General features: G+C 64.3%; 10 protein-coding genes and 2 pseudogenes. 4 read left to right on the forward strand and 8 right to left on the reverse strand.

Going from position 1 to position 7,757, the window contains the following annotated elements:
• Positions 1-91 precede the first annotated feature (91 nt).
• Positions 92-1,003, reverse strand: a complete 912-nt coding sequence (gene rsmI / locus EN935_RS14345) for a 16S rRNA (cytidine(1402)-2'-O)-methyltransferase (protein ID WP_164757511.1) — start codon at positions 1,001-1,003, stop codon at positions 92-94.
• 147 nt (positions 1,004-1,150) lie between these two features.
• On the opposite strand from rsmI, the gene EN935_RS14350 reads away from it, so the two are divergent.
• Positions 1,151-1,330: a hypothetical protein gene (locus tag EN935_RS14350; protein WP_109667609.1), complete on the forward strand. Its 180-nt coding sequence runs from the start codon at positions 1,151-1,153 to the stop codon at positions 1,328-1,330.
• A 73-nt stretch (positions 1,331-1,403) separates the two neighbouring features.
• Here the strand turns inward: EN935_RS14350 and EN935_RS42035 are convergent.
• From EN935_RS42035 to rph, 7 genes and pseudogenes are all read right to left on the reverse strand, one after another.
• A pseudogene (locus tag EN935_RS42035) lies at positions 1,404-1,520 on the reverse strand (transporter); the annotation flags it as partial.
• Positions 1,521-2,173: 653 nt separating this feature from the next.
• Positions 2,174-2,611 (reverse strand): EamA family transporter, encoded by a 438-nt coding sequence (locus EN935_RS14360; RefSeq protein WP_109667612.1) that lies wholly within the window; start codon positions 2,609-2,611, stop codon positions 2,174-2,176.
• A gap of 25 nt (positions 2,612-2,636) precedes the next feature.
• The gene (locus EN935_RS14365) at positions 2,637-2,960 is read right to left on the reverse strand and encodes a low molecular weight protein tyrosine phosphatase family protein (RefSeq protein ID WP_109667614.1); all 324 of its coding nucleotides are present in this window, start codon (positions 2,958-2,960) and stop codon (positions 2,637-2,639) included.
• A gap of 4 nt (positions 2,961-2,964) precedes the next feature.
• Positions 2,965-4,128, reverse strand: coding sequence for a radical SAM family heme chaperone HemW (hemW, locus tag EN935_RS14370; RefSeq protein WP_126067055.1), 1,164 nt, complete (start codon positions 4,126-4,128; stop codon positions 2,965-2,967).
• Positions 4,125-4,772, reverse strand: a complete 648-nt coding sequence (rdgB, locus tag EN935_RS14375; RefSeq protein ID WP_109667619.1) for an RdgB/HAM1 family non-canonical purine NTP pyrophosphatase — start codon at positions 4,770-4,772, stop codon at positions 4,125-4,127. Before rdgB ends, hemW begins: the two co-directional genes overlap by 4 nt.
• The gene (locus EN935_RS14380) at positions 4,772-5,182 is read right to left on the reverse strand and encodes a VOC family protein (protein ID WP_109667622.1); all 411 of its coding nucleotides are present in this window, start codon (positions 5,180-5,182) and stop codon (positions 4,772-4,774) included. The genes rdgB and EN935_RS14380 overlap by 1 nt, the downstream gene beginning before the upstream one ends.
• A gap of 10 nt (positions 5,183-5,192) precedes the next feature.
• On the reverse strand, positions 5,193-5,909 hold the full coding sequence (rph, locus tag EN935_RS14385; protein WP_109667625.1) for a ribonuclease PH: 717 nt from the start codon (positions 5,907-5,909) through the stop codon (positions 5,193-5,195).
• Positions 5,910-6,085: 176 nt separating this feature from the next.
• Here rph and hrcA point away from each other — a divergent pair, with 176 nt between their 5' ends.
• The 3 genes and pseudogenes from hrcA to EN935_RS14400 form a co-directional block, all read left to right on the forward strand.
• Positions 6,086-7,168 carry a heat-inducible transcriptional repressor HrcA gene (gene hrcA, locus EN935_RS14390; RefSeq protein WP_126067053.1) on the forward strand — a complete coding sequence of 361 codons (1,083 nt, stop codon included), beginning with the start codon at positions 6,086-6,088 and terminating at the stop codon, positions 7,166-7,168.
• Between the two features lie 24 nt (positions 7,169-7,192).
• A complete protein-coding gene (locus tag EN935_RS14395; protein ID WP_126067052.1) occupies positions 7,193-7,390 on the forward strand; it encodes a hypothetical protein in 198 nt (65 codons plus the stop codon).
• 99 nt (positions 7,391-7,489) lie between these two features.
• Positions 7,490-7,757, forward strand: a pseudogene (locus EN935_RS14400) (sorbosone dehydrogenase family protein); the annotation flags it as partial.

Here is a 7,757-nt window from a genome sequence, read left to right on the forward strand (position 1 = left end):
CCGGTAGCCCTTCAGCATCAGCGCTGCCGCCGCCAGCCATTCGCCGCGATGACCACGCCGATAGGCCTTCTGGCGGCTGGCAATCGGGCGCTCAGCCACCGCCCTCTCCGGAAGCATCCTTAAGCTCGAGCAGCCGCCGATAGAGTGCCTGTTTATGGCCGCCGGTCATTTTCGCGGCTTCGGCGGCTGCCTTGGAGGCCGGCATCTCGGCGGCGAGCGACAAAAGCAGGCGGTCGATGTCTTCAGGTTCGTCGGCCTTCGCCTCGGCCGGGCCGACGCAAACGACGATCTCGCCCTTCGGCGTATCGGCCGCCGCATAGTGGTCGGCGAGCGCCTGCAGCGTGCCGGTGCGCATCTCCTCGAAGGTTTTGGTCAATTCCCTGCCGATCGCCGCCTTGCGCTGACCGCCGAGCGCTTCGACCATGGCGACAAGCGAGTCAGCCAGCCGGCGCGGCGATTCGAAGAAGATCAGCGTCGCCGGCACGGCTTTCAGTGCCTCCAGCCGCGTCAGCCGCTGCCCTGATTTGACCGGCAGAAAGCCGGCGAACATGAAGGCATCCGAGGGCAGGCCGGATGCCGTCAGCGCGGCGAGCGGCGCCGATGGACCGGGGATCGGCACGACGCGAATGCCGTGGTCGAGCGCCTCGCCGACCAGCCGGTAGCCGGGATCCGAGACCAGCGGCGTGCCGGCATCGGAGATCAGCGCCACGCTCTGTCCGGCCTGGAGCGCCGCGATCAGCTTCGGCCCGGCCTCGCCGGCATTGTGCTCGTGATAGGCCGTGGTGCGGCGGCGGATGCCGTAACGGTCGAGCAGCACGCGCGACACCCGCGTGTCCTCGCAAGCGACGATGTCGGCGGCGGCCAGCGTTTCCAGCGCGCGCAGCGTGATGTCGGCCAGATTGCCGATCGGCGTCGCCACCAGATAGAGCGCCGGCTCGAGCGGCCGGGCCGCGATCTCGGCCTGACCGACCACATAGCTACGCTTGCCCGTCTCGCCGGTCACTGATGCCTTCTCCATTCAGAACCTGTTTGGCACGACTGACGTCGGCTTGCAAAAGCTGACGTTGCGTCTCCCCCGCCATTCCTTTGCCACAGTAGGGAACGAAACCGGCTACGGCAGATTTACCCCCTGATTCCCGAGGAGGACAGGATGGATAGCCTGAAGATACAGGACGCTTTCGAGCCCTACTATGCCGACCGCAACCGCGTTGCCGTACGCAGGGACAAGCGCTTGCCTGCCAAGACCGACGCCAGCCTGACCAAGCAGGCCGCCTTGCCTGCGAACGTCAGGCTTTCCGACAACAAACCCGACAGCACGACGGAGCACTGACCGGACGATGCCCAATCGCTTCGATATCTTCATCACCCGTCTTGAAACAAAAAGCGCCCGCAACGGCGTGCCGCTACATCAGATAGGCGACCAGCACCGCGCCCGCCGCGATAAGGGCGACGCCAAGCCAGTTCGCGCCGGAGACACGCTCGCCGAGAAAGGCCGCGCCAAACACCGCGACAAGCACGACGCCTGACCGGATGGCCACAAAACGAAGACGCTCTGATTGAACGCGAAACGAAGACGCTGGTTGGTCGGCGAGTATGCGCGCTTGCCGTCGGTTTTTTGTGCCTTGCCACCTCGGCATCCGCGGGTGATGCGCGAAACAATGAGATGTTTCCCATACGCGACCCCCAGAGGGCCGCGCCGCAATCCGCACAGGCCGGCTCTTCATCAGCCTCCCCACGAACGATCAAATTCAGGGCCACAATGGCCAGTGGCCTCTTTGGCAAGACACTTTCGCTCCGAGGGATGCTGGCCGGCGAGACCGAAGAACGCGAACTCGCAAGAATTCGCTACCCGGCGCTCAACCAGCCCATTTCCAGCCATGACTGGATAATCATCGAAAATATTTCAGCCGCCTATCTGCAGCTGGACATCGATCCGCAATTCGCGATGCCCGGCATCCACTTGCATATGCGTTCGGACGATCCAGCCACTTCGCACTACATGTTTCATAGGGTTGGCGACCAATGGATACAGGCGCCGCAGGATACAAAGATCGACGTGTTTTCCTATGCAGGCTGTGGCCGCACGCAGCAATCCTGGGAGGATGGCGGCGATTTTCACCATCAGGATTTCTTCTTCGAAGTCGAATCGAGTTCGGATTGCGGAGTGGCTGAGCTATCCCCGATAGGCGACCAGCACCGCGCCCGCCGCGATAAGGGCGACGCCAAGCCAGTTCGCGCCGGTGAGTCGCTCGCCGAGAAAGACCGCGCCAAACACCGCCACAAGCACGACGCTTAGCTTGTCGATCGGCGCCACCTGCGCCGCATTGCCGATCTTCAGGGCGCGAAAATAGCAGAGCCATGAGGCGCCTGTGGCCAGACCGGACAGGCCGAGGAAAGCCCAGGTCTTTCCCGTGATCATCGCCGGCGACTGGAACTGGCCGCTGGCGAGCAGGATCGCGCCGAGCACGATCAGGATGATGATTGTGCGGATGAAGGTGGCGAAATCGGAATTGATGTTCTCGATGCCGACCTTGGCGAAGATCGCCGTCAGGGCCGCGAATGCAGCCGAGAGCAGCGCCCAGAATTGCCAGGAGGTGACGGTCAGGTTCATGCGGGTGGCCTTCGCGGATGACGTCTCAACCGAGATACTGTGAAACGCGTGCCTTCAGAAGGCTGATCAGCTCCAGATCCATGAATTCATAGTTATCAGGTATATCGAGGCAGATGACCCGGGCCTTCTTCAGGCTGGCCTTGAATTTCTTCTGCAGTTTGGTGCGGTGCACCTTTTCCATGACGAAGATGATGTCGGCCCAAGCGACCAAATCATGCGTCAGCGGCGTGTCGGCATCATGGTTTGTTCCGGCCGATGCGACCTCGATGTCGCGGCGGGTTGAAAACACCTGCTCGGCGGTCGGGCTGCGCAAACGGTTCTGGCTGCAAACGAAGAGGACGGTTTTCAAGGGGTTAGCGCGCCAGATCGGCCACCACGGCGTCGAGCACGATCATGCCGGCCGGCGTGGCGCGGAGCCGGGCATTGCCGATCGGTGCCACCAGACCCTCGCCCTGCAGCATCGACAGCCGTGCGCTCGACAGGCCGCGTCCTGAGAACGCCTCGTAGCGGGAGAGGTCGATGCCCTCGGCCAGCCGCAGGCCCATCAGCAGGAACTCGTCGGCCTCTTCCGAGCGCGTCAGGATCTCGCCGCCGGTGACGCCATGGCCTTTGGCCTCTACCAGATTGGCCCAGGTTTCCGGCATCCGCTCGGCGATCGTGACCGTGCGGCGGCCATTCTCGACGAAACGGCCATGCGCGCCCGGCCCGACCCCGACATATTCGCCATAGCGCCAGTAGGTCAGGTTGTGCCGGCTTTCTGCGCCCGGCCTGGCGTGGTTGGAAATCTCATAGGCCGGCAGGCCATGCGCCGATGTGATCTCCTGCGTCAGCGCATAGAGATCGGCGGCGTGGTCGTTGTCGGGGATGATGAATTTCTTCGCCGCATGCAGAGCGTGGAAGGGCGTGCCTTCCTCGATGGTCAGCTGGTAGAGCGACAGGTGGTCGGCGGCATGGCCGATCGCCTGTTCCAGCTCCGATGCCCAAGCCTCCGGCGTCTGGCCGGGCCGGGCATAGATCAGATCGAAGGACAGCCGCGGAAAGATTTCTCGCGCCAGGCCGATGGCGTGCAGGGCCTCTTCAACGTTGTGCAGCCGGCCGAGGAAGCGCAGATCCTTGTCGTTCAGCGCCTGCACGCCGAGCGAGACGCGATTGACCCCGGCTGCCCGGTAGCCGCGAAAGCGTTCGGCCTCGACCGAGGACGGATTGGCTTCGAGCGTCACCTCGATGCCATCGGGCACCGTCCAGTTCTTCGCCACCGCGTCCAGAACCCTGGCCACCGTTTCCGGCTTCATCAGCGACGGCGTGCCGCCGCCGAGAAAAATGCTGGTCACCTCGCGCGGCCCGGTGCGCTCGCGCATCGTCGCCAACTCGGCCTCGAAGGCACTGGCGAAGCGGTCCTGGTCGACTGGCTGGTGGCGGACATGGCTGTTGAAGTCGCAATAGGGGCATTTGGCTGCGCAGAACGGCCAATGGACATAGACGCCGAAGCCGGGCGTCCGGTCGAGCAGCATGCTCATGCCGAGCCCAATCTCGCTTTGGCGAATTTCTGGAAAGCGCGGGCGCGGTGCGACAGCGCCGTCGGCTGGCCGGGCTTCCAGCCGTGTTTTTCCTCAGCGCTCATCTCGCCGAAGGTTTTTTCGAAGCCATCGGGCAGGAACACCGGATCATAGCCGAAGCCGAGCTCGCCGCGTGGCGGCCAGACCAGCGTGCCTTCGGCCTCGCCGCGATAGTATTCCGCCTCGCCGTCGGGGAACGCCAGGCAGATGACGGCGACGAAGCGGCCTTTGCGCTGTTGTGGCAAGGCCGCGCCGACTTCCTGCAACGCCACTTCGGTGCGTTGCATGGCCATGCCGAAATCGCGCGAGCCGTCGGGGGTTTCGGCCCAGTTGGCGGTGTAGACGCCGGGCGCGCCGTCGAGCGCGTCGACGCACAGGCCGGAATCGTCCGACAGCGCCGGCAGGCCGGTCGCCTGGGCTGCGGCGAGCGCCTTGATGTAGGCGTTCTCCTCGAAGGTGGTGCCGGTCTCATCCGGCTCCGGCAGGCCATACTCCTTGGCCGACTTGGCTTCGAAGCCGAACGGCCCCATCAGGTCGGCGAATTCGCGCAGCTTGCCGGCATTGTGGCTGGCGACAACGATCTTCTTGCCATCAAGAGAATGCATCAAAGGCCCCAGATTCGTGGCTCGGCAAATTCGATCGAATTGCCCGAGGGGTCGCGTATATAGATCGAATGGCCGCCTTGCGGCCACTCGAATTCGCTTTCAATGGGGATCTTCTTCACCTCCAGATGAGCTTTCCAGCGCACGATTTCGTCGGCGGTCGCCGCAAAGCACAGATGACCCTCGCCGACAGCGCCGTGCGGCGGGACCGGCAGCCTGGCGTCGGGGGCCGGCGGCACCTTCGTCGCCTCGGCATTGAAGACGAGCAGCACGCCCGGTCCGCAGCGGAAGAAGAGGTGCCTGCCGTCAACCTTGCCGAGCAGGTCGAGCCCGAGGACGCCGACATAGAATTCTTCCGCCGCCGCCAGATCGGTGACGTAGAGGGCAGATTCCAGGATGGCGGAGGGGGTCACCAGAAAACCGTCAAGCCACTGCCATCTGCTGCAGGCTGACCAGGCGCTGGATGCCTTTCTTGGCCAGGCCCATCAATTCCGCGAACTGATCTTCGGAGAAAGGCTCGCCCTCGGCGGTGCCCTGGATCTCGACGATGCCACCCTTGCCGGTCATGACGAAATTGGCGTCGGTGCCGGCCGAGGAATCCTCGATATAGTCGAGGTCGATGACCGGCTGGCCATCATGGATGCCGCAGGAGATCGCCGCGACATGGTCCTTCAGCACCTTGGCGACACTGGCCATCTGGCGCGCTTCCATCCAGCGCAGGCAGTCATACAGCGCCACCCAGCCGCCGGTGATCGAGGCGGTGCGGGTGCCGCCATCGGCCTGGATGACGTCGCAGTCGACGGTGATCTGCTGCTCGCCCAGCGCCTGCAGGTCGACCACGGCGCGCAAGGAGCGGCCGATCAGCCGCTGGATTTCCAGCGTGCGGCCGCCCTGCTTGCCGGCAGAAGCCTCGCGGCGCATGCGCTCGCCGGTCGAGCGCGGCAGCATGCCATATTCCGCCGTCACCCAGCCTTTGCCGGAATTGCGCATCCAGCCCGGCACTTTTTCCTCGAGGCTGGCCGTGCACAGGACATGCGTGTCGCCGAACTTCACCAGGCATGAGCCTTCGGCATGCTTGGAGACGCCGCGCTCGAAGGAGATGGCGCGCATTTCGTCGAATTGGCGTTTGGAGGGGCGCATTCTGGCTGCTTTCTTGTCATTTTTCGGAATCTTGGCCGGCTTGTAACCACATGGGACGCGTGGCGCAAAGGAAAATGGCCTGACGATCCGACACAGACACCGGGCGATCTCACAAAGACACCGGGTTGCGCGGGCCGCGGCGAAGTCTATATCTTGGGCCGGAGGTTTTTGGCCGTATGACCAAGGCAGTCGATCCGAGTTCGCAGTCGCCCGCGCTTCAGTCGCTCGACATGCGTTCCCGCGACATCTTCCGACGCATCGTCGATTCCTACCTCAGGGACGGTGAACCCGTGGGCTCGCGCAGCCTGTCGCGCATCCTGCCCTCCTCGCTGTCGCCGGCGACCATCCGTAACGTGATGAGCGACCTCGAGCATCTCGGCCTGATCTACGCGCCGCACATCTCGGCCGGCCGGCTGCCGACGCAGGCCGGCCTGCGTTTCTTCGTCGACGCCTTCATGGAGCTTGGCGACCTTTCCGACGAGGAGCGCCGCGCCATCGAGGCACAGGTGCGGGCGTCGGGCTCCGGCGCGACGCTGGAGCACATGCTGACCGAGGCCAGCCAGATGCTGTCGGGCATGTCGCGCGGCGCCGGCCTGGTGCTGGCCGCCAAGAACGAGGTGGCGCTGAAGCACATCGAATTCATCCAGCTTGAGCCGACCAAGGCACTGGCGGTGCTGGTGTCGCAGAACGGCGACGTCGAAAACCGCGTCGTCGAACTGCCCGTCGGCATCACCGTCTCGCAATTGCACGAGGCCTCGAATTTCCTCAACGCCCATATCCGCGGCCGCACGCTGGCCGAGGCGCGGATCGAGATCGCCCGCATCAAGGAAGAGACCAGGGCTGCACTCGATACGCTGTCGCAGGACCTGGTCGAGAAGGGGCTGGCGGTGTGGGCCGGCGCCGACAGCGGCCTGCCGGCGCGACTCATCGTGCGCGGCCGCGCCAATCTGCTGGAAAACGTCACCGCCCAGGCCGACATCGAATTGTTGCGGCATCTGTTCGAGGACATGGAGACGCAGGACGGGTTGATCCAGCTGCTCGACCTTGCCGAACAGGGTTCGGGCGTGCGCATCTTCATCGGCTCGGAAAACAAGCTGTTTTCGCTGTCGGGCTCGTCGCTGGTGGTAGCCCCCTATCGCGACAAGGACGCCCGCGTCGTCGGCGCGCTCGGCGTCATCGGTCCAACCCGGCTGAATTACGCGCGCATCGTGCCGATGGTGGATTACACCGCGCAGCTGATATCCCGCATGCTCCGTTGAGCTGATCTAACCGAGGAGACGACGATGGCGCTGGAAGAACTCAAGGCTCGGATCAGCCTGTTGCTGGAGGAAATGGTCAACCAGCCGGAAGACCAGCACGAAATCCAGGAACAGTTGCGCGAAAAGCTGCGGGAAATGCGCGCCATGGGCCTGCCGCTGCCGGCCGATCTGGTTGAGCTGGAAAAACGCCTCGACGACGATTTCTACGCTGCCGGAACCTGAATCCGGAGATCGGGGCCTTCCTTCAACTCATCGTTTGCCGCGGAACGATCGGCGAAGCCGCCCGTTGCTGTCTTCACGGCCAAGTGTTGGAGGGCAGGGATGATCCGTTTCGCCGGGCTGGCTATCTCCGCCACCCTGTTTGTCACCACCACGGCATTCGCGCAGCAGGCAGACGAGCCCGTGTTGAAAGGCGCGGCCGCTTTCGGCGACTGGCGCGCCGACCGGCCGGGGGTGCGCCGCCTGATCAGGCCGAACGATCTGCCGAAGCCCTACGCCACCAAATCCGCCTCGAACAGCGCCGGCCTCGCCGAAAGGCCGGCGGGTGCCAAGCCCAAGCTGCCGCAGGGCTTTTCGGCCGAGCTGATCG

It is taken from the genome of Mesorhizobium sp. M7D.F.Ca.US.004.03.1.1 (assembly GCF_003998635.1).
Lineage (GTDB): Bacteria > Pseudomonadota > Alphaproteobacteria > Rhizobiales > Rhizobiaceae > Mesorhizobium > Mesorhizobium loti.

Bases quoted from the DNA above. Each gene is read 5' to 3' on its own strand.
- rph (WP_109667625.1), bottom strand. From the start codon at position 5,909: ATGCGCCCCTCCAAACGCCAATTCGACGAAATGCGCGCCATCTCCTTC.
- EN935_RS14360 (WP_109667612.1), bottom strand. From the start codon at position 2,611: ATGAACCTGACCGTCACCTCCTGGCAATTCTGGGCGCTGCTCTCGGCT.
- hrcA (WP_126067053.1), top strand. From the start codon at position 6,086: ATGACCAAGGCAGTCGATCCGAGTTCGCAGTCGCCCGCGCTTCAGTCG.
- EN935_RS14350 (WP_109667609.1), top strand. From the start codon at position 1,151: ATGGATAGCCTGAAGATACAGGACGCTTTCGAGCCCTACTATGCCGAC.
- rdgB (WP_109667619.1), bottom strand. From the start codon at position 4,772: ATGCATTCTCTTGATGGCAAGAAGATCGTTGTCGCCAGCCACAATGCC.
- hemW (WP_126067055.1), bottom strand. From the start codon at position 4,128: ATGAGCATGCTGCTCGACCGGACGCCCGGCTTCGGCGTCTATGTCCAT.
- EN935_RS14395 (WP_126067052.1), top strand. From the start codon at position 7,193: ATGGCGCTGGAAGAACTCAAGGCTCGGATCAGCCTGTTGCTGGAGGAA.